Source organism: Leeuwenhoekiella aequorea (genome assembly GCF_004104375.1).
Lineage (GTDB): Bacteria > Bacteroidota > Bacteroidia > Flavobacteriales > Flavobacteriaceae > Leeuwenhoekiella > Leeuwenhoekiella aequorea.
Genome location: NZ_QOVM01000006.1, coordinates 242,059 through 264,581, shown reverse-complemented (window position 1 = coordinate 264,581; position 22,523 = coordinate 242,059). Strand labels below are relative to the sequence as shown.

The 22,523-nt window shown below is 36.0% G+C and carries 11 protein-coding genes and 1 pseudogene; 8 read left to right on the top strand and 4 right to left on the bottom strand.

Translation table 11 applies throughout. The features are described from left to right. The 4 genes and pseudogenes from DSM00_RS13545 to DSM00_RS13530 all read right to left on the bottom strand — a co-directional run. A pseudogene (locus DSM00_RS13545) lies at positions 1-214 on the bottom strand (hypothetical protein); the annotation flags it as partial. Positions 215-391: 177 nt separating this feature from the next. After that, positions 392-2,440: a glycoside hydrolase domain-containing protein gene (locus DSM00_RS13540; RefSeq protein ID WP_128758503.1), complete on the bottom strand. Its 2,049-nt coding sequence runs from the start codon at positions 2,438-2,440 to the stop codon at positions 392-394. A gap of 55 nt (positions 2,441-2,495) precedes the next feature. Continuing rightward, the gene (gene fucP, locus DSM00_RS13535; RefSeq protein ID WP_128758502.1) at positions 2,496-3,818 is read right to left on the bottom strand and encodes an L-fucose:H+ symporter permease; all 1,323 of its coding nucleotides are present in this window, start codon (positions 3,816-3,818) and stop codon (positions 2,496-2,498) included. A gap of 231 nt (positions 3,819-4,049) precedes the next feature. Beyond that, positions 4,050-6,713: an alpha-L-rhamnosidase gene (locus tag DSM00_RS13530; protein WP_128758501.1), complete on the bottom strand. Its 2,664-nt coding sequence runs from the start codon at positions 6,711-6,713 to the stop codon at positions 4,050-4,052. A 216-nt stretch (positions 6,714-6,929) separates the two neighbouring features. On the opposite strand from DSM00_RS13530, the gene DSM00_RS13525 reads away from it, so the two are divergent. From DSM00_RS13525 to DSM00_RS13490, 8 genes are all read left to right on the top strand, one after another. After that, positions 6,930-7,970, top strand: a complete 1,041-nt coding sequence (locus tag DSM00_RS13525) for a LacI family DNA-binding transcriptional regulator (RefSeq protein ID WP_128758500.1) — start codon at positions 6,930-6,932, stop codon at positions 7,968-7,970. Between the two features lie 216 nt (positions 7,971-8,186). Then, positions 8,187-11,378, top strand: coding sequence for a SusC/RagA family TonB-linked outer membrane protein (locus DSM00_RS13520; RefSeq protein ID WP_241652424.1), 3,192 nt, complete (start codon positions 8,187-8,189; stop codon positions 11,376-11,378). A 52-nt stretch (positions 11,379-11,430) separates the two neighbouring features. Continuing rightward, positions 11,431-13,227, top strand: a complete 1,797-nt coding sequence (locus tag DSM00_RS13515) for a RagB/SusD family nutrient uptake outer membrane protein (RefSeq protein WP_128758499.1) — start codon at positions 11,431-11,433, stop codon at positions 13,225-13,227. Positions 13,228-13,238: 11 nt separating this feature from the next. Further along, positions 13,239-13,895: a basic secretory protein-like protein gene (locus tag DSM00_RS13510; protein ID WP_128758498.1), complete on the top strand. Its 657-nt coding sequence runs from the start codon at positions 13,239-13,241 to the stop codon at positions 13,893-13,895. 63 nt (positions 13,896-13,958) lie between these two features. Continuing rightward, complete coding sequence (locus tag DSM00_RS13505; protein ID WP_128758497.1) at positions 13,959-15,800, top strand: discoidin domain-containing protein; 1,842 nt, start codon at positions 13,959-13,961, stop codon at positions 15,798-15,800. A gap of 92 nt (positions 15,801-15,892) precedes the next feature. Then, the gene (locus DSM00_RS13500; protein ID WP_128758496.1) at positions 15,893-18,394 is read left to right on the top strand and encodes a glutaminase family protein; all 2,502 of its coding nucleotides are present in this window, start codon (positions 15,893-15,895) and stop codon (positions 18,392-18,394) included. A 245-nt stretch (positions 18,395-18,639) separates the two neighbouring features. Beyond that, positions 18,640-20,913 carry a GH92 family glycosyl hydrolase gene (locus DSM00_RS13495; RefSeq protein WP_128758495.1) on the top strand — a complete coding sequence of 758 codons (2,274 nt, stop codon included), beginning with the start codon at positions 18,640-18,642 and terminating at the stop codon, positions 20,911-20,913. A 14-nt stretch (positions 20,914-20,927) separates the two neighbouring features. Further along, on the top strand, positions 20,928-22,376 hold the full coding sequence (locus DSM00_RS13490) for a Gfo/Idh/MocA family protein (RefSeq protein ID WP_128758494.1): 1,449 nt from the start codon (positions 20,928-20,930) through the stop codon (positions 22,374-22,376). Positions 22,377-22,523 lie beyond the last annotated feature (147 nt).

Genomic DNA, 22,523 nt, shown 5'->3' with positions numbered 1-22,523 from the left:
AATTATCACTTTCTATCCAGTATAAACTCACTTTTTTATTGTCAATGATTGTATCAAATGCTGCTGGTTTCAACATCTCATCCTTGTTGAAGTCGGAGAATAATGTATCATTTACTATTTCCATTTCTTTATCTTTTTGTGGCTTTTCTTTACAAGATGTAAACCCGAATAGTATTGTAAATCCAACAAAAATAAATACGCTTGATATCTTCATAATCATTCTAATTATAGTTGCATTTGATTCTATATAAATCTCATTTTAGCTAATTAGGAATTCGGTTGTTAATGTATAACTCTACATTTAATAACATCACAGAAAGCGGAACCTAAAGTTGAGAATTACTCATATCCCATCCACTTCAAATTAGATAGTATTAGCTGTAATAATTAGCTACTCTTCTTGTATTGAGGTAATAAATTGTTCCTTTATTCCCCAGTTAGTATTTGGTTCTACAGCCGTTTCAATAATTAAATTTCCTCCTTGAGAAACTTCGTTATGCGTCAGCCAATTTCGAGTTATAGGTTTGCCATTTAGTACTGCCGACTTTATATAAAAATGATCTTTATTATAATTTTTTACTGAAATTTTAAAGGTTTTGCCCAGACCTAAATTCAGTTTAACCTCTTTAAATATAGGAGCTGTTAGGTAATACACCGGGTCGCCTACATTAGCAATTGAAAGTCCTATGCTGTGTAAGACAAACCACGAGGACATCGTGCCAGCATCATCATCCATTGTGCGGAGGTATGCTTTTGGCTTATTTTGATAAATACGCCCCACATAAGGATCAATCCCTTTACTATTGTCATTAAAATAAGTTTGTACCACCGTGTCAATTAATATCTTTCTAAATAGCTTTTGAGATTTCCAAGGTTGGCTTGTTGCATTATATAATCCCGGAACTTGTAAATCGGGTTGATTGGCGTGATTGTAATTAAAGTCTCTAAAAAACTGATCCAATTGGTTTTCAAAATCGGCTTCACCTCCTGCAAGATTTTTTAATCCTTTAATATCCCAGGGTACAAACCAGCGGTATTGCCAGATGGTTCCTTGGTATAAACCACGAGCTTGCATACGGTCGACATCTCCTTTTGTTAAATCTTTAAAGTCTTTTTCCCAGTATGTTTTATAGGTTAATGCCTGTTCTAAATATTCTGAACTCAATTTATAATCTCCAGTTATTTTTAAGATTTCACTTAAAGCCCACAAATCGTAGGATGATTCTAAAGCTTTATCAGGAGCACCAAAATCGAGAGAGTTAGCCTCTTGCAATAGCGCATCTTTAATACTTTTAAAATCTACTTTATATCCTTTTTTATAGGCATCTAACAATACCACAATCGCATGTTCTGTACGTACAGTAGGCGTAGGTTCATATGCTGTGGCCCAGTTATTTTTACCAAAACGGTATAAGTTTGCAATACTTGTTATGATATCTTGATAAACCTCAGGATATGCCAAGGACAGCAATGGCAATTGTTCGCGATAATTATCCCATATTGCCCAGCCATTATAGTATTTGTAGGTTTCCTTCTGCTTAGATCCATCAGTGGCAGTAAAGCTTCCATCTTCTTCTGAAACTAGAAACGGAGATTGCAAGCTTCGGTACAAAAGCGAGTAAAATAAGGCTACTCGATCTTCTTCACCGGTAACTTCAATATGACTTAAATAGGTATTCCAGCTTGTAGAAGCTTTGCTTCGAAGAGCGGCTAAAGGAGCTTTCTGTAATCTGTTTTGAGCATAGGTCTCACTTACAGAAGAAAAACTCACTTGTACCTGGGCATTATTGCCTAATCCCTTTAAGATATACTGATGCTCTCCACTACTCCTTATTTGGGCATTTTGAGGCAGCTGTATAGCAAAATAAATATGATAGGTTCCTGCGTGGCAGGTGGTTTTTGTTTCAATAGATCCCGACAGGATATTGCCTTTTAAAGTATGTGTTTCTGAAACAAATCGGTTACTCAATGCAAAACTTAAATCTAGGTATATACCTCCCTCATTATTAGGAAATGCATATTCGTGTAAACCAAAATTCTGACCTACACTTAGTTTTGCATCTATCCCATTTTTAAAATTTACGTGGTAATAGCCAGGTTCTGCATCTTGGTTGTTTCGCAGTAGCGCAGTTTCTGGATCTCCATTTAAAATAGGTTTAATAAGAATATTACCACCACTACCGGTACAGCCCACACCTTCCATTCGGGTGTGTGTAAATCCATCAAATTCTTTAGCATAAAACTCATACCCTGTATGTTGATGCGGATTTGTTTGCGGCCCAAGATTCATCATATTAAATGGTGTAGACGCAGATGGAGATAACTGACCATGATCTCCAGAAGTACCTAAGAAAACATTTACATAATTAGTAAGAGTATTTTGCGCATAAGCGCTAAGTACAGATAAAATACTCAAAATTATAAACGCCGTTTTTTTCATAATGTCGTGCGTACTGAATTTAATTAAAGGTGGAAATTTACTTACGCTCTAATATTTAATGTGCTGTTACTACAAATGTTTGCTTTTTATGAATCCATCGTCCATAGATGGCAACCAGCACAAAACAAATAACAGGTACAGAAAAAGAAAGATTCATCTCTGAGAGCCCAAATACTGAAATATCATTTACATCTACCCCTCCTAAGTCAATTAGCATTCCCTGAAGTTTAGGTAGTAAGGCCCCGCCTACAATTGCCATAACGAGACCCGCTGCGCCAATTTTTGATTCTTCCTCTTTTAAACCTTCTAAAGCAATACCATAAATTGTAGGAAACATTATAGAGAGAAATAAGGAAACCATTACCAAACTGTATAAGCCCAAAGTGCCTCCCAGAACAACAACACCCAAGGTGAATAATCCTCCTAAAGCTGAAAATATGAAAAGTAACTTTCCAGAACTCATAAATCGAAGCAGATAAGTTCCTATAGCGCGACCAAGAGTAAATAATATAAAGGCTACTAATTGATAATTTGCTGCCGTAGAACTTGGTATTCCTTTAGATTCTGCATATTGATATATATACGTCCAGCAACCTATTTGAGCCCCCATATAAAGCACTAAAGAAAGAACGCCGAGTGTGTATTTTTTGTCTTTAAATAAGTTTAAAAACGTATTTTTAATGCTAGGCATTTCTCCTTCTCCCTTTGCCTGAGGCATTTTATTCACTGCAATTAAAACTAGAATAGCCAGAACTACTAATCCTAAAATCACATAAGGATTACGAATTACCATCAAATCTGCACTTTTGATAAGCACTTTTTGAACTTCTGTCAATGCCGAAAAATTTGACACATCATCAGATTGTAATAGGTCTAACACAAAAAATTTTGCTATTAATAAACCGGCAATAAGTCCTACGGGATTAAAAGCCTGAGCCAGGTTTAATCTACGTGTCGCTGTAGAAGGATCACCCATCGCCAGAATGTACGGATTTGCGGTAGTTTCTAAAAAAGCCAAACCAAAGGTTAGTATATATAAACCCAAACAAAAAAACCAAAACATACCCGTTGTCGCTGCAGGATAAAATAAAAGTGCTCCGACAGCGTAAAGTGTAAGGCCGACAAGAACTCCTGATTTATAAGAGAACTTACGCACGTACAAAGCGGCAGGAAGCGCCATACAAAAGTATCCTCCGTAAAATGCCATTTGTACCCAAGCTGCTTGTGAATTCGACAATTCGAGTACCTTTTTAAAGGCTTGTACCATTGGATCTGTTACAGCATTAGCAAATCCCCATAATGCAAATAATGAGGTAACTAAAATAAATGGAAGTAGTAATTTTTTAGGAACTACAGGAATAGATTTTGATGTATTCATTCTTCTTATAAATTATATTGCGAGTAGATATTGAATTCTAATTAGTTAAAATTTTTCTGTTTTTGTCATTTTGTATGTAATAGATTGTTTGTAAAAAAAAACCAACTCAATCGATCTCGTAAATAAACTAAAACGTTTTACTTTTTAAAAGTATATTTTTTTTCTGAAAGTATTTGTTTACAAAATCAATTCTTTGAAAAATTATCTAACGCTTTCTAAATACTAAAAAATCTATTTTAATTCAATTTTAAAAACATAAGTACCTGCTATAAGGTGGGTATTAATTAAGTCATCTGAGCGGTTTACTTTGCCTTTATCAACATCGCTTAAAAAACTTTTTACATTATACAATTGCAAGGTACCGGTACTATTAGGTGGTATGACAACCGTATAGATTACATTAGATCCATCACGTTTCCAACTAGAAACAATTTCGCCAAAAGGTCCTGTATGTTTTGCCGTAAACGTATCTAAACCAGTCACAAAATTAGGTTTGAGCAATACATTCTTAAATCCGGGAGCATTGGGGTCTGGATAGATACCACCAATACCTTTATAAAGCCAAGCACCTATGGCTCCAAACATAATGTGATTTCTAGAAATATCTGATGTTGCAGCTATATCCCAATTTTCATAAAGTGTCGTAGCCCCGTTTTTAATCCACCAACCCCATGACGGAAACGTTTCTTGAGATGCCACTTCGTAAGCCAAATCTGCATATCCATTTTCACTTAATGCTCCTAAAATGGTTTTGGTGCCTAGAAGGCCTACATCAATATGTTTATCATCTGCAAGTACTCGTTTATATAAGTTTTCGGCAACTTTGCTTCTTAAATCTTCAGGTACAATATCCCAATATAAAGCTGCGCTTAATTCCGTTTGAAAACCCTGACCGTATACCCCTGTTTCACGATCTAAATATTTTAAATTAATCGCATTTCTTATATCTGTAGCTAGCGTAGAATAGAATTCATAATCTTCTTCTTTTTTTAAATGCTTGGCCGTCTTTGCTAAAATTGTAGCATCTACAAAATAATATATCGATGAGGTAAACTCTTTTGGAGTAACTGATTTAACAGGAACCCAATCTCCCAATCCCCAATCTGTTAACCCACTTTCCCGGCTAGTTTCTGTAATGTGATCTACGTACTTTTTAATTGCCTCATAATTATCGATTAGTGCCGTATCATCTCCATAAAATTGATACAATTCCCATGGTATAATAGCAATTGTGCTTGTCCAATCTGGACCATTTCCCCAATCATATCCCCATCCCCACGTGGGAATTATAGAGGGTAAAACTCCATTGGGTTGCTGTTCATCTCGATGATCTGCCATCCATTTTTCATAAATTGTAATAGCATCAAAATTATATAAGCCGGTTTCTATATTAATATGTGCATCCCCTGTCCATCCATTTTTTTCCCTTTGAGGACAATCAGTAGGATATCCAAATAAATTAGATAAATATGCAGCGTTAGTTGCTTCCCAAATTTTATTAATAATCTCGTTTGAACTTTTTATAGTTCCTGTTTGAGGTACATCACTATGCGCAAAATAGCCTGTGAGGCTTTCTTGGTCTACTACAAATGGTTGATCACTAGTGACGCGTACATACTGAAATCCTTTATAATTAAATTTTGGTGAGAATGTTTCCAGTCCATCACCACTTAAAGTATAAATATCTGTCTGAAAAGGATCTGAATCATTTGTAGGTCTATAATGCACATTAATATTGGTGAGATCAACATTACCTATACTATCTAATTGTTCTGCATGGGTAACCTGAAAAGTTGTTCCACCCTTCCCTTCAACTTTCAGTTGAGTGATACCTGATATATTTCTGCCCATATCATATACATAACTGGTATCATTTATTTTTTTGAGACTAACGGGCTTTAACGTATCAGTAAGTCTTATGGGTTGTATAGATTGAGCTACGATGTGTGAAGAAGGTGCTGCAACTGGTATTGCATTTTCCCAGGAGTTATTATTAAATCCTGGCATATTCCATCCTTTCTGATCTAAACGCGCGTCAACGTGCTCAGCCGTATAGATACTATTAAAAATAACCGGACTCAAACTGGTTTTCCAACTTGAATCACTTCTTATTATTTCAGAAGAGCCGTCTGTATAATCAACTTTGATATTAAGTAAAAAACGAGGTCTGTTGCGCCAACCAGCTTTATCAAAATTCCATACAGCAGTAGATTGATGATTATACCACCCATTACCCAATAGGATACCCAATGCTATTTTACGCGTTTTAAAATGTGGAGTTACGTCAAAGGTCACATAGGTATTACGCTTATCAAAACGAGTATAAACAGGATCTAAAAAATGATCTCCTATTTTCTTACCATTTATATAGAATTCAAAAAGTCCTGCTGCAGTTATATAGGCAGTAGCAGCAGCTACCACTTTATTTATTGAAACCTCTTTTCTAAAATAAGGAGCAGGTTTTAAATTGACACCACTAGTATCTGTAATCCAATTTCCTTTCCATTCTGAAATCCCCCATAAACCCGTTGCAAAGCTGCTTACGTAATATACCTTTTTGGAGTTAGTAGTATCCTTTGCGATTGCCCAGTAGTATTTCGTTGAGGCATCCAATTTTTTACCGGCATACGATATTCGGTTTTCATAATTACTAAATTTAGTACTCCAATATTTCCCAATTCCCATAGCTACCTCACTAGAATCTGTACCTACAACAAGATGATAATGTGAGTTGTAATGTTCGCTCGATTTAATTTTCCACGAGAATCGAGGATTTATTACATCTATTCCTATAGGATTTGTCAAGTATTCGGTTTTCAAATCGATAATTTCATTGGCTTGAGAGCCATAGAATAGAAAAAATAAAAGAAAATGGCAGTAGAATTTTAAATCCATAATAAAGAAATAACCTAACTAAAACGTTTTACTTTAATAAAAGTATGTCATTTATTTAATTTTTAGTATAAATTGAGAAAATACTTAGCGTTAATGTAAAAATTACTCAATAACTATTTTTAAAGAGCCTAACTTTGTCGTGAAAACTTTGAGACTAAGTTGCATAGCATAAGTGTTGTCTCTGTTAACATTTTATAATTAATTTACTCCCACTGCATGAAACAAAAAAGACCTTCAATTAAAGATATCGCCAAGGCATTAAACGTTTCAATTACTACAATATCCTTTGTTTTAAATGGCAAAGGTGAAGAACGTAAAATTTCTAAAGAGGTTATCAAGAAGATTGAAGACTATGTTGAGGAAATTAATTATACACCTAATCAAGTTGCTCAAAGTCTTCGAACCGGCGAAAGCAAAATCTTGGTTTTTATGGTTGAAGATATCTCCAATAGCTTTTTTGCAAATATTGCAAGAGCAATAGAGGATATTGCATATAAGAAAGGCTACAAAGTTTTATTTTGTAGTAATGAAAATAATGACAAACGTTCTAGAGAATTGATACGTGTCTTTAGCGAACGTCTGGTTGATGGATTTATAATTATACCGTCTGCAGGAATTCGTAAAGAAATAGAAAAACTGATAAAAATCGGAATTCCAGTTGTCTTAGGAGATCGCTATTTTGAAGACTTACCAACCCATTATGTTGTAATAGACAATTTTCAAGCTGCAAAAGCAGCTACCCAACATTTGATTAATAATGACTTTGAGAAAATAGCATTTATTACTATTGAAACACCTCAAAATCAAATGACGGATAGATTTAAAGGTTATAGTCAAGCTATAGACGATGCTGGTCTTGAAAGTATTGTTTTGAAATTACCCTTTGAAACAATTAATAAAAAAGAAGGCATTACTTCAATAAAAACTTTATTGCTTAAAAATAATATCGACGCCGTGTTTTTCTCAACTAATTATTTAACTCAATTTGCATTTGAAATTATTAAAAAAATCAATCCAGATTTAGTTTATAATTTAGGCATTATAACATTTGATGATAATGAATTCTTTAAAATTAATAATCCATCAATTACTGCAGTAGCCCAACCTATTGAACAAATCGCAAAAGAGTTAATGGATATAATGTTTAAAATTCTTAAATCGAAAGACAAAAACATCCCTTTAATACAAAAAACATTAGAAGCTTCACTTCAAATAAGAGACTCTTCAAAAAAATTGTCTACTAAAAATGAAGCTTAATTTTGAAGAACATCCATTTCCAAATCATTAGCAAAATCTACATCTCCCCCATTTTTTAGCTAGTAACTATTTCACACTATTTTATTTTTTTTCACTCTAAAAAAAATAAAATTTAATAATTATTTCACATTTTTAATAAATAATTAGGAATTTAGTAAAACGTTTTACTAAATTAGCAAACACTTTGTAATCAAGTACTAACCAATTATTTAAATAATGATGAAAAAATTACACATTGATTCTCATCTACTGTTAGGTCAGTTATTGCGTTCCGTGCCTTTGAGTCTTAGAGAAAATAGGAACCTTAAGTTTGTAGCCATCTTATTCATCATTCTTAATGTCTATTCTGGTCAAAATCTTTTTGCTTTCCAAGATTCTACTATATCGATTTCGGGAACTATTACAGATTCTCAGGGTGTACCCTTACCGGGTGTAAACATTAAAGAATTAAATACTACTAATGGAACACTCTCCGATTTTGATGGTAACTACACCATTACCGTAAAAAGCGGCAATGCGGTTTTAGTATTTTCCTATGTTGGGATGAAAACAGCTCAAATACCCGTTAATGGAGAAAGTGAGATCAATATTCAAATGGCTGATGATGCTCAGTCACTAGATGAAGTTGTTCTTGTAGGATATGGTAAACAGAAAAAAATAAGTGTAGTAGGGGCTCAATCTACTATTAAAGCAGAGGAATTAGAATTACCTGTTGCTAATCTAGGTACAATGCTAGCCGGTAGAATTTCTGGTATTACTGGGGTTCAACGCGACGGACTACCTGGATTTGATGGTGCTGATTTGTGGATACGCGGTATATCTACATTTGGTAACGCAAGTCCATTAGTCTTAGTAGATGGTGTTGAACGATCTCTAGATAACATCAATCCTCGCGATATCGCATCATTTTCAATTCTTAAAGATGCCTCGGCAACCGCTGTTTATGGTATACGTGGTGCAAATGGAGTAATACTAATAGAGACTAAAAGAGGGAAATTAGGCAAGCCTCAGGTCACCTTAGATTATTATGAAGGGGTGAGCTACTTTACTCAGGTTCCAGAGATTGTAGATGGAATACAATATATGAACTTAGCAAACGAAGCCTTAACAACCAGAGGCTTGGTTCCTAGATTTTCTCAAGAATATATTGATAATACTGCTGCAGGTGATCAGCCACTACTCTACCCCAATGTTAACTGGCTGGATGAAGTGTTTAATGACTATGGCAGAAATAGACAAGCTCTTGTAAATGTAAGTGGTGGTGTACAGGATGCACAGTATTATGTTTCTTTAGGTTATTACGATGAGACCGGTCTTTTTGTAACAGACGGACTTGAGAGTTATGATTCTGGGACGCGATTTAAACGCTATAATTTCACTTCTAATTTAACCATAGACATTACCAAAACAACAAATATAAATGTGGGTATTCAAGGTTATCTCTCAGAAGGTAACTATCCCGGAGTTGATGTAGGGTCTATTTTTGGAGCTGCTTTAGAAGTATCTCCTGTAGAATATCCTGTACTCTACCCGGGTGGGTTTGTGCCAGGAAAAAGTGCTAACGGCGGTTTACGTAATCCTTATGCAGATGTAGCCCTAAGAGGTTACCGTACGTTCAATAGAAATAAACTCAATACTAATTTAAATATAGGTCAGGAGTTAACTTTTATTACCGAAGGACTTTCCGTAAACGGTTTATTTGCGTTTGACACGTATAACGAGCAAAACCTAAATAGAGAAAAACGTGAAAGTACCTACTTTGTAGATCAAAATTTCCCGTATACTGAAAATGGCGAACTAGTATTAAATGAAACCTTTACCTCTAATAGTCAATTTCTTGGCTACGATAATAATAATGGTGGTAATAGAAGATTTTATTCTCAAGTTTCATTAAACTATGACCGCACTTTTAGCAAACATTCAGTAAGTGCATTACTCTTGGCAAATAGACAAGATTATGTGGATGCATTTGCAGGAGATCTGGTAAGTGGGATACCATTTAGAAGTGAAGGCTTAGCAGGACGGGCAACCTATTCCTATGACGAACGGTACTTCTTTGAAGTAAATGCCGGTTACAACGGTTCAGAAAATTTTGCCCCAGATAACCGTTATGGTTTTTTCCCTTCTGTTGCCGGTGGATGGGTTATCTCTAATGAGAAATTCTTCAAAGCTTTTGAAGAAACCATTAATTACCTTAAAATAAGATATTCTGATGGTCTTGTTGGTTCAGATTCAGGCGCACCACGATTTGCTTACTTAAGTACTTTAAATGAATATTCAGGTGGAGGTGCAGATAATGGAGGTTATACATACGGTTCTAATGGTGGAAATCCTATCCGTGGTATCTCAGAAGCTCGTACCGGAGTAAATGTAAGATGGGCCGAAGCACGCAAGCAAGATTTAGGTCTTGAACTAAATATGTTTGATAATGATTTGAATATCATTTTTGATCTATTTAAAGAACGTACGGAAGGCGCATTTTTAAATCGTAGTGATATTCCTAACTATATAGGACTTAGTTCAGATCCTTCTGGTAACCTGGGTATTGTAGAAAATAAAGGTTTTGATGGTACAATTAACTACAATGCTACTATTGCTCAAGAGCTTAAACTTGGTTTTAGAGGAACCTTTACTTACAATAAAAATAAAATAATCTCAAACGGAGTCCCAGAGCAGCCATTTCCCTGGCTAGATCGCAGAGGTTCAAATCTTATAGCTTCGGTAGGATATGTTGCAGAACGTCTTTTTACTCTAGAAGATGACATTGATGGGGATGGTTTTATAACTCCAGAAGATGGTTTTCCTACACAGTTTGGACGCATTCAACCGGGGGATATTAAATACACAGATTTAAATAATGATGGTCAAATAGATGCATTTGATCGCAAAGTTTTAGGTGAAGGTGATGTCCCTGCATTGACCTATGGTTTTGGACTTACCGCTCAATATAAAGGCTTTGATTTAAGTTTATTCTTTCAGGGTCAAAAATATTCAAGTCGCTTTATAAGTGGCGCAGGTATACAGCCTTTTGGAGGAGATGGTGGTGAAGGAACTGTATTTACAGCAACACTCGACCGCTGGACTCCAGAAAATAATGATCCTTATGCCTTTTCTCCGAGATTATCTTATGGTTCTTCAACTAATGGAAATTCAAACAACAGACAGGATAGTAGCTGGTGGCTCAAAGACATCGACTTTTTACGTCTAAAAACTGCCGAAATAGGCTATACCTTTTCTTCAAATATCACAGACAAAGTAGGTATAGATACTTTCAGAATTTACCTGAGAGGAACAAATCTTCTGACCTTTAGCAATTTTGATTTATGGGATCCAGAACTTAACACGCGTAACGGTAGCGTATATCCCAATATTTCTGTTTTCGCACTGGGTGGCACATTTAATTTTTAAGAAACGAGAAATGAGATTAAAAATTAGCAAATCGAATTATAAAATAACTAGTATGAAAAAGTTTATAATAGTACTCACTTGCACAGCTGTATTGCTCTCTTGCAATAACGATTTTTTAGATCAGGTACCTGATGATCGCTTAACATTTGAAGATACATTTCAATCTGAGAATTATGCACAACGCTATCTGGCTAATGTTTATTCACAAATTCCAAGTGAATATGCTCAGCGTTACACGACCAGTGACAACTCAGGCCCTTGGACAGGAGGTTCTGATGAAGCCGAATATGTTTGGGGGTTTCATATGGGTAACTGGCTAAATGTTGGAGATTGGAACGCGACTACACAGGAGGTTAGTAATTTATGGTCTAATTTCTACCGAGGTATTCGCTCTGCATCAACCTTCATAGATAATATAGATCAGTGTTCAGATTGTACTCCAGAAGATATTGTACAATATACAGCTGAAGCTCGTACGTTAAGAGCATTTTTCTATTATAACTTAATGCGATCCTGGGGCCCCGTGATATTGATTGGTGATTCACCCATACCACCAGATGCAGATTTAATTTCTTTAGGTCTTAAAAGAAATTCTATTGAGGAAGTAACCGCATATATAGTATCAGAATTAGATAAGGCAATCCCTAATTTAGAGGCTTCTAATTTTGAACCAGGTAGTGAAGATGGCAGACTGCAGGCTCCTTTTGCATTATTTATTAAACAAAAAACATTGCTCTTTGCCGCTAGTCCAATATATAATGGTAATACAGATTATGCCGACTTTGTCAATGCAGAAGGTGAGCAATTAATCCCTCAAACCTATGATGTTCAAAAGTGGAAACTTGCAGCAGATGTATCAAGGGAGTTTATTCAGAAGTATGTTCCCGGTAGATTTAAACTCTATATAGATCCTAGTGGAGATCCTTATATGTCTGTGCGAGAAGTGATGATTACAGACTATAATGAAGAAATCATCTACGCAAGACCTCGTGGAGGTATGGCTTATCATTATGACATCACTCCTTATCATTTAGGAGCCGATGGTTGCAATAGAGGTGCGGGTGGTTTAGGTGCTACTCAGGAAGCTGTAGATGCATTTTTCACATCAAATGGAAGATCTATTGATGATCCCCAAGCTAATTATGCTGCAGATGGTTTTTCAGATTTTCAAGCACCTTACGATTTTACAGCAAGATCAACTTATAATCCCTGGACAAATCGAGAACCTCGTTTCTACAATTCGATAACCTACAATGGTTCTCTTTGGTTAAACCGAGGTGGTGGCGATATCATAACTAAAACTTGGTTTGGAGGGAATTCTGGGAGACAGGCTGGTACTAATGACTACACTCCTACCGGCTACGTAGTTAGAAAATCCTATCCCGTAGGAGAATGTCGAACGTTTACTGCCAGAACTATACCTATGATGCGTCTCGCCGAACTCTATTTGGATTATGTTGAGGCGTTAAATGAATATGCGCCTTCAGACCCAGATATTTTAATCTATTTAAACAAAATTCGTAGCCGTGCAGGCATACCTGAATATGGAACTATAGAACTTGAAGCTCCCGCAACTCAACAAGAAATGAGAGAGGCCATTCACAAAGAACGTCGAGTAGAATTATACGCAGAAAGTGTGCGCTACTTTGATGTAAGACGTTGGAAAACTGCTGATGAAGTTCTGGCAGGACCTACTCACGGTATGGATATCAATGCCAGAGCTGAAGAGGATTTTTACAATATAAAACCTTTTGAGACTCGTGTTTTTAGACCTCAGGACTATTTATGGCCTATTCCTCAAGACGAACTTAACGCAACACCTTCTCTAACTCAAAACCCTGGTTGGTAAAAAAAATAATTATGATTAAAAATTTAATTTGTTTGTCTTTAGCCATCGTGATGTATTCTTTTGGGTTTTCTCAAAAGAATACCATCACGCTTAGCTATCAAAATAATGATTCTACACTCGATAGTAGTATAGAAAACGGTTTTAAAAAGATTGTTTTCCACGTTTATCCGCAGCTTATAAAAGATTTTAATTCAAAGGCCCGTAAAGATCTCAAAATTAAAATTGATACGTCTTATAATGGGGTGGCTTACGCTCACGATGGCCAAATTACTGTTAGTTCAAAATGGATGCACAGTCATCCTAAAGATCTAGACTTAATGACCCATGAAATTATGCATATAATACAATCATACCCCGGAGGTAGTGGACCGGGATGGTTAACAGAAGGCATTGCAGATTACGTTAGATTTAAATATGGCCTAAATAACAAAGAGGCTGGATGGAGCTTAACTCCTTTTAATAAGAACCAGCATTATTCAAACAGTTACCGTATTACAGCACGATTTCTCGAATGGATAAGACAAAAATATGATAAAAAAATTATTGTCAAGTTAGATGAGCATTTAAGGAATCAAACCTATTCTGAAGATTTATGGAAAACTTATACAGGCAAAGATCTAGATGAACTTTGGGAAATATATAGTTCAAACCCAAGTATAAGCACTTAACTATTTCTTAGTGCGATAAATTTCAAAATTAATTGAATTTGATTTTAAATAAAAAATACAATTATGAAAAATATTACTTTAAAATTAATCCTGCTTTTAGGAATATTGACGGTGATGCATTCTTGTGTGCAGGATGATTCCTCACTTATAGATGGTCTGCCAGATTCTATAATAAATAAAGATCCAGACGGTTCACCACCTAGAGGTGTCAATGAAGATTGGTCTGATCATAACGAAGTGCTAACCAGACAAGCTCTAATTGGCTCAGTAGGTATTTATTTTGATCCTGAAGTAAATCGAGAATCAGAATGGTCTTTTGACTTTTTCGGAAATATATGGCCTAGAACGCTTTCCATCTATGGTAGATATGGTGAACCAAGTAGTTTGTATGTCGTAGCTCACGGTGAAGATAAATCTACCTACGTGGGTAATTATCTTGAAGAAGGCTCTACTTCAAGAAATATTATTGATTTTCCACTTTTACATACTGAATTTGATTCTCAAACAGCAGATTTAGCACTAGCCTTGATGGCTAAAATAGTGGAATCTGCCTATGGTAATACCAGTGGCTCCCCAGCAGAAGGGGTTTGGAATAATAAGTTTACAGAACTCTTTATTTACGACAGCTATTTATCTCAGGATATGGAAAACGAGGCAGAGCGTGTAAAAACACTTTTTAGTGCCACAAGTGAAACTTTCCCCTCACCAGATAGTTTTTGGTTTAGAGATTGGTTCTTACCTATATATGATACGTATAACGGAGCCTCTACATATAATGCGTTTTTTAGTTTGATAAAAAACAAATATCCTGTCGATGGAATTAAGTATATAAGACAAATGAATGTAGGAGAATTTGTTCATTTCTTTAGCGGTGCAGCCGGAACTAATTTACAACCACTATTTGAAAATGCATTTGGCTGGAATCCAGACTGGGCTCAGGAGCTTTTAATAGCTCAAGCACAATTCCCCGAAATGCCCTATACTTTTTCGCCCGCTTCGCAAATTATAGATGTCACAAGTGAAGGCAATGCAACCATAGTAGTAAGTAAAGACAATGACGGGGGACCCACAGCTGGTGAAGGATCTTTAAAATTAATTGATAATGACAATAATTCTAAATTTCTTACAGGCGGTTTTCCTCAGGAATTTTATATGCAACAAAATTTTACTACAGCTCAGGTTGCAAATAAATATACAATGGTATCTGGTAACGATGCGCCAACACGCGACTTTAAATCTTGGGAGCTTCAGGGATCTAATGATGGTGCAAATTTTGAATTACTGCATAAAATTACAGATGAAGTTTTTGCTTCTCGCAATCTTGAAAAAGAGTACAATTTTGACAATACGAAAGCTTATAAATCCTATCGTATTGTATTACTAGAAAATAATGGAAGTAGTTTAATTCAATTATCAGAATGGAGATTAAAAAACTTACAACTTTTAAATTTTGATCCTATAGATGTTTCTGCAGGAGCTATTTTAACCGCAAGTCGAGATAATTCTGGTGGTGCAACAGCAAATGAAGGTTCACTTAAGCTTATAGATGGAGATAAAAGTTCAAAGTTTTTAACCGGCGGTTTTACTAATGGCATTTCTACAGAACCCCTAGTAATTACCCAACAACTATTGCAACCTGAAATAGTTACTTTATATGAAATTACCTCAGCAAATGATGCAAGTGGTAGAGATCCTAAAAAATGGACCATAGAAGGTTCTATCGACGGCACAATCTGGGAAGAAATCGATTCCAGAGATTTAACCGATTCTTTTACTGCAAGAGGGGAAGATTATCCATTTAGATTAACAAACTCAACTCCCTATTTATATTATAAGTGGACCATAATCGAAAACTTTGGGGACGGTGCATTTCAAGCTGCAGAATGGAGACTTTTTAAAGAATAAGAGAGCTACTTATTAACTTACCGCTTCCTATAAATTAGATAGGGAGCGGTAATCTTAAGTTAAGCGTTTCAATCATAGAATTAACTATCAATATGATAAATTACCATAAATTACAAGCTTTCTTGATCGTGTGTATTTTAGTTACTGCCTGCGATTCAAAAAAGAAAAATGTACCAGAAGTACAAGAGGATATAAACTTTAGTGCTAATCTACGAGCTCCCGCATATCCACTGGTAACCCACAATCCCAATTTCAGTATTTGGTCTATGGGTGATAAACTTAATACATCAACAACTAAACATTGGACAGAGCAAGATCAGTCTTTGGTAGGAATTGCAGAAGTAGATGGTGAATATTATCGTTTTTTAGGGAAGGAATCAAAAGTTTACGAGACTCTGTTACCTACCAGTGAAGATGAGTCTTATACTGTAGCCTATACTGAAAACAAACCCGAAGACAACTGGATACAAGCAGATTATAATGATGCTAACTGGAAAAAGGGAGAAGCTCCCTTTAGTGATGACAAATCACAAGCAAATACAATTTGGGAAAGTGATGAATTATACTATCGTAGAAATTTTGATCTTAAACAAATAGACCTTAAATCGCTATACGTAAAATTACGCCACGATGATAATGTAAAAGTTTATATAAATGGAATTGAAATCTATGACTACAAAGGCTGGCAACATAGCTTTAAATATATTCCGCTTACAAATGAAGCCTTAAAATCACTGAAAAGATCTGGAAACGTACTGGCCATTGCTATTAAAAATACAGCTGGTGGTAGATGGCTTGATGCTGGTTTAGTTACAGAATCTAACATAATGGGTCAGGAAAGTGTAAAAGTGGCAGAACAAACCAGTGTAAAACTTACAGCAAATCAAACCATCTATAAATTTAAATGCGGCGAAACAACTCTAACTGCAACCTTCACTTCTCCCCTTCTAATTGAAGACTTAAAAATTTACGCCAGACCCATAACCTATTTAGATGTGGCAGTAGCTTCAAATGATAGTAACAAACATAAAGTTAAAATTTATCTTGGCGCATCTGGTAATATCGCTGCAAATACACCCACCCAAAAACTTGCAGCAGAAAAATATGAACAAAACGGTTTAAACATTTTGAAAGTTGGTACAAAAGACCAACCCGTGCTTGAGAAAAAAGGAGATGATCTCCGGGTAGACTGGGGCTATTTTTATGTAGCATCTCCCATAGAAGATACTTTTCAATACTTAAGTGATTCAAAAAATGCTCTGGCTCCACTAATTGCTAATTCAGATGAAAACTCTCAAAATTTTCCTGAGACCGGTCTTGTTTTAAATACAGTGGCTGATCTTGGTGAAATAGTTGATCCTTCACATCATTTATTTTTATTGGGCTACGATGAGGAGGAATCTGTAAATTACTTCGGGGATTCATTAAAGCCGTGGTACAAAAAAGAAAGTGAGTCTTTTAATGAGCTACTAGCAAATGCATATACAGAATATGATGATATTATAAATCGTGTAAAATCTTTTGACAAAGGTTTATATAATGATGCCATTAAGGCTGGTGGAGAAAAGTATGCAGACTTATGTGTTTTATCTTACAGACAAGCTATCGCAGCCCACGTTCTCGTAGAATCTCCAAAAGGAGAATTACTTTTTCTTTCAAAAGAAAATAACAGTAATGGCTCTATCAATACGGTAGATGTCACCTATCCATCAGCTCCCTTATTTCTGGTTTATAATCCAGATTTATTAAAGGGAATGCTCAATGGGATTTTTGAATACAGCGAAAGCGGCAGATGGAAAAAACCCTTTCCTGCTCACGATTTAGGTACCTATCCTATAGCAACTGGTCAAACTTATGGCGAGGATATGCCGGTAGAAGAAGCGGGTAATATGATAATTTTAACCGCAGCAATTGCAAAAGAGGAAGGGCATGCAGACTACGCTAAAGCACATTGGAATACCCTAACAATCTGGGCAGATTTTTTAATCGAAAGTGGATTTGATCCTGCAAACCAACTCTCCACAGATGACTTTGCCGGACATTTAGCACGAAATGCTAACTTATCGGTAAAAGCGATTATGGCAATTGCCTCTTATGGAAAATTAGCAGGTAGGTTAGGAGAAACAGAAACCGCAGAAAAATACACAACCGCTGCTAAAGAAATGGCATTAAAATGGAAAGATATTGCAGCAAATGGCGATCACTATGTGCTCGCATTTGACAGTGCTGGTACCTGGAGTCAAAAATATAATCTGGTATGGGATGATATTTTAGACTTAAATATTTTTCCTGACGATGTGCAAAAAACCGAGGTAAAGTATTACCTGACCAAACAAAACGATTACGGTCTTCCTTTAGATAGTAGAAAAACATATACTAAATCTGATTGGGTTTTATGGACTGCGACATTGGCTGATAACCTAGAAGATTTTAAAGCTTTAATGAATCCTATGTGGACGTATGTAAATGAAACTCCAGATCGCGTACCACTAAGTGACTGGCATGAAACTACAGACTCTAGAAAGATTGGTTTTAAAGCACGCTCAGTTGTTGGAGGATATTTTATTAAAATGCTTAAAGAACAAACTCAATAACTCATAAACAAGATATTCTCAATTCAACTTAAATTTTAAATTTAGTATCCATTAAGAATAAAGGCTATTCCGACTAACAAATATGTTTGTCGGAATCCTCTATTTTTTTTCTTTTTATAATTTTTTCATTTTTTAAAAGAAAAGTTAATTCGATTAGTAAAACGTTTTACTATATTTATACTTAATTAACCTTTTGATATAGCTAATACGTAATGCTCATTCTAAAACTTTCACAAACTCATAGCATGACTAAGCGTATTTTTACTTTTTTACTTTTATACATTTTAGCTAATTCATTAGCTGCACAGGTTGATCTTGCCGACTATGTAAATACCTTACAAGGTACAAATTCTAGACATGAATTGACTCGCGGTAACACATATCCCACTACTGCTCTACCCTTTGGAATGAATACTTGGACTCCACAAACGGGACCTAATGGGGATGGTTGGAAATACCAGTATTTTAAAAAAACCATTCGTGGTTTTCAGCAGGCACACCAGTGCAGTTCATGGAGTAATGATTATGCCGTCTTCTCACTTATGCCTGTAACGGGAACATTAAAACTAAAAGAAAATGACAGACAATCTGGTTTTACTCACGAGAAAGAGACAGCAAAACCTTATTACTATCAAGTCGCTCTAAATAACGGAGTTAATACCGAAATTGCACCCACTGAGCGTGGCGCTCATCTGCGATTTACATTTCCAAAAAAAGAAAATGCATTTCTGGTACTCGATGGTTATACCGGACTCAGTGAAGTGAAAATTGATCAGAAAAATAAAACCATTACAGGCTATGTGCAGAATGGACGTGGTATGGATCGCTTTGAGAATTTCAAAAATTATTTTGTCATTCAGTTTGATAAGTCTTTTAAAGCCTTTGGCACCTGGGATAATACTACTGGAAACAAACAAGATGAAAATACCAACGCTGAAGGTAAAGGCATTGGTGCTTATCTGCAATTTAATACCGGAGAAACGGTACAGGTCAAAGTTGCTTCTTCCTATATAAGCTTAAAGCAGGCAAAACAAAACTTAAAAAACGAACTTGGTAAAGCCCGAAAACTAGAAGAAACAAAGAATTCAGCAAAAAACATCTGGAATAAACACCTTAGTAAAATTCTTGTTGAAGGTGGTAGCGAAGAGCAATTAAAAACCTTCTACTCTTGCTTCTTTAGGGCAAGTTTATTCACAAGAAAGTTTTATGAACTTAATGAGAACGGCGAGCCCTATTATTTTAGTCCATATGATGGCAAAATTCATGAGGGTTATATGTATACAGACACCGGGTTCTGGGATACTTTCCGGGCCCAATTTCCATTAAACGCACTCCTCTATCCAGAAATGCATGGTAGATATGTTGCAGCATTACTCGATGCTTATGACCAATGCGGCTGGTTGCCATCGTGGTCGTTTCCAAGCGAAGCAGGAAGTATGATAGGTAATCACGCTATATCACTTTTAGCTGATGCCTGGGCAAAAGGTATCCGCACTTTTGATCCTGAGAAGGCATTAAAAGCATATTACCATGAAGCTACAGAAAAAGGGCCCTGGGGTCCTGCAAACGGACGTCACGGCTTTAAAGAGTATTATACGTTGGGCTATGTGCCATACCCTAAATATGGCGAAGCTACAGCTAAAACACTCGAATATGCCTATGATGATTTTTGTGGATACAACCTGGCGAAAATGATCGGGAATAAATTTTATGTAGACGTCTTTAGCAGACAGATGTATAATTATAAAAATGTGTGGGATGACGAAGTAGGTTTTATGCGCGGTCGTAGAGCAGACGGAAGTTGGTTACCAGATTTTGATGCTTATGAATGGGGCGGTCCTTTTACCGAAGGAAATGCCTGGCACTATGTATGGTCTGTATTTCAAGATCCAAAAGGTTTGATAAATCTTATGGGTGGTGAGAAAAATTTCAATAAAAAAATGGATTCGGTATTTACAGTTCCCAATACAGTGCATGTAGGTACGTATGGTGGTAAAATACATGAAATGACCGAAATGGAAATGGCTAATATGGGACAATACGCTCACGGTAATCAGCCTATTCAACATATGATTTATCTCTATAATTATTCTGGTCAACCCTGGAAGGCGCAGCAACGCTCACGAGAAATAATGAGCAAATTATACTCTTATACTGAAAACGGCTATCCCGGTGATGAAGACCAGGGACAAACTTCATCCTGGTATGTACTCAGCGCTATGGGTTTTTATAGTGTATGCCCCGGCACAGATGAATATGTATTAGGAAGTCCTGTTTTTGAAAAAACAACCATCACGTTAGAAAATGGTGAGAAATTTATTATTTCAGCAAAAAACAATTCAGAGAAGAATATTTACATCAACAAGGCTAATCTTAATTCTGTAGAATTCACCAAGAATTATCTAACATACGGGCAGATAATTCAGGGAGGTAATTTTGAATTAGAAATGTCTCAAAAGCCTAATAAATCAAGAGGAATTCACGAATTAGACAAACCTTTTTCGCTTACAAAAAATTAAAAAAATCACAGATTATGGATGAAAACAAAAAATCAAATTCTACTCCTAGAAGAAACTTCATAAAAAATGCATCAATTGCGTCATTAGGAATTACAATCGTTCCTCGCCATGTTCTAGGTGGTGTGGGATTTACAGCTCCCAGTGATAAATTATTTGTAGCAGGTATTGGTGTAGGTGGAAAAGGGGAAAGTGATATTAAAAGTTTTGCAGATTCTGGTAAAGCTGAAATCGCTTTTTTATGTGATGTTGATGACCGCAGAGCAGCTTCCTCAAGAGCGCGTTTTCCTAAGGCTAAATATTATAAAGACTGGCGTGTAATGCTTGAAAAAGAACATAAACATTTTGATGCTGTTTCTATTTCAACTCCAGATCACAATCACGCGTCACCTGCAATCGCAGCGATGAAATTGAATAAACACGTGTACGTTCAAAAACCCTTAACACACGATATTTATGAAGCACGTAAACTCACTGAAGCTGCAGAGAAATACGATGTGGTTACTCAAATGGGAAATCAAGGTGCTTCTAACAATGGTACACGTTTAATGAGCGAATGGTATGATGCCGGCTTAATCGGAGAGATTCAGGAAGTGTATTGCTGGACAGATCGCCCGGTTTGGCCGCAGGGAATACCTTGGCCTAAAACATCTGCTCCAATTCCTGGTGAATTAGATTGGGACTTATGGTTAGGCACAGCTCCTTATAAAGATTATGTAGGTGGTCTTGTACCCTTTAACTGGCGTGGATGGTGGGATTACGGTACTGGTGCCCTTGGTGATATGGGTTGTCATCTTGTAGAAGTTCCCGTACGTGTGCTAAATTTAAAATACCCTAAAAATGTTCAATGCAGTGTGGGTAGTGTATATGTTGATGAGTTTAAAAGGGGATATTTCCCTGATGGTTGCCCACCTTCAAGTCACGTTACAATGACATTCCCAAAAACCGACAAAACTCAGGGGGATATTAAATTACACTGGATGGATGGTGGAATTCAACCCGCACGTCCTGAAGAGTTAGATCCTAACGAAGTTTTTGGTGATGGTGGTAATGGAGTATTATTTATAGGTACTAAAGGTAAAATGATGTGTGGCACATATTCAGAAAATCCACAATTGCTACCTACATCTAAAACTGAAAAAACTACGGTAGCGCAAAAATACGACCGTGTAGAAGGTCAGGCAAATGGCCATTATAAACAATGGGTAGAAGCTGCTCTGGCAGGACCTGGTAAAAAAGAAGTGAGTTCGCCTTTTAGTGTTGCTGGACCTTTAACTGAAACTTTGTTAATCGCCAATCTTGCTATTCGTGGTTTTGATGTACGAAAAGAACGTTCAGGTGGTGGTTATGATTATCCAGGCCGCTATATCGAAATGCTTTGGGATTCTAAAAATATGCGCGTTACTAATTTTGAAGAAGCTAACCAGTTTGTAAAGCGAAACTACCGAGATGGTTATACGCTTTAAAATTTAAAAAATGAATCCGGATTTTAAGTCTCTCACAATTAAAACGGGATTTAATATTCGGATTTTTAATGATTTTAAAGAGATAAATGCGCGCCATAAAAAGTGTTTAAATTTAAACAACCTATCTCTAATTAATACGAGTTCGCC

Excerpts from the sequence above, each read along its gene's own strand:
- DSM00_RS13510 (WP_128758498.1), top strand. The coding sequence starts at position 13,239 with ATGATTAAAAATTTAATTTGTTTGTCTTTAGCCATCGTGATGTATTCT.
- DSM00_RS13520 (WP_241652424.1), top strand. The coding sequence starts at position 8,187 with ATGATGAAAAAATTACACATTGATTCTCATCTACTGTTAGGTCAGTTA.
- DSM00_RS13525 (WP_128758500.1), top strand. The coding sequence starts at position 6,930 with ATGAAACAAAAAAGACCTTCAATTAAAGATATCGCCAAGGCATTAAAC.
- DSM00_RS13490 (WP_128758494.1), top strand. The coding sequence starts at position 20,928 with ATGGATGAAAACAAAAAATCAAATTCTACTCCTAGAAGAAACTTCATA.
- DSM00_RS13505 (WP_128758497.1), top strand. The coding sequence starts at position 13,959 with ATGAAAAATATTACTTTAAAATTAATCCTGCTTTTAGGAATATTGACG.
- fucP (WP_128758502.1), bottom strand. The coding sequence starts at position 3,818 with ATGAATACATCAAAATCTATTCCTGTAGTTCCTAAAAAATTACTACTT.
- DSM00_RS13500 (WP_128758496.1), top strand. The coding sequence starts at position 15,893 with ATGATAAATTACCATAAATTACAAGCTTTCTTGATCGTGTGTATTTTA.
- DSM00_RS13540 (WP_128758503.1), bottom strand. The coding sequence starts at position 2,440 with ATGAAAAAAACGGCGTTTATAATTTTGAGTATTTTATCTGTACTTAGC.
- DSM00_RS13530 (WP_128758501.1), bottom strand. The coding sequence starts at position 6,713 with ATGGATTTAAAATTCTACTGCCATTTTCTTTTATTTTTTCTATTCTAT.
- DSM00_RS13495 (WP_128758495.1), top strand. The coding sequence starts at position 18,640 with ATGACTAAGCGTATTTTTACTTTTTTACTTTTATACATTTTAGCTAAT.
- DSM00_RS13515 (WP_128758499.1), top strand. The coding sequence starts at position 11,431 with ATGAAAAAGTTTATAATAGTACTCACTTGCACAGCTGTATTGCTCTCT.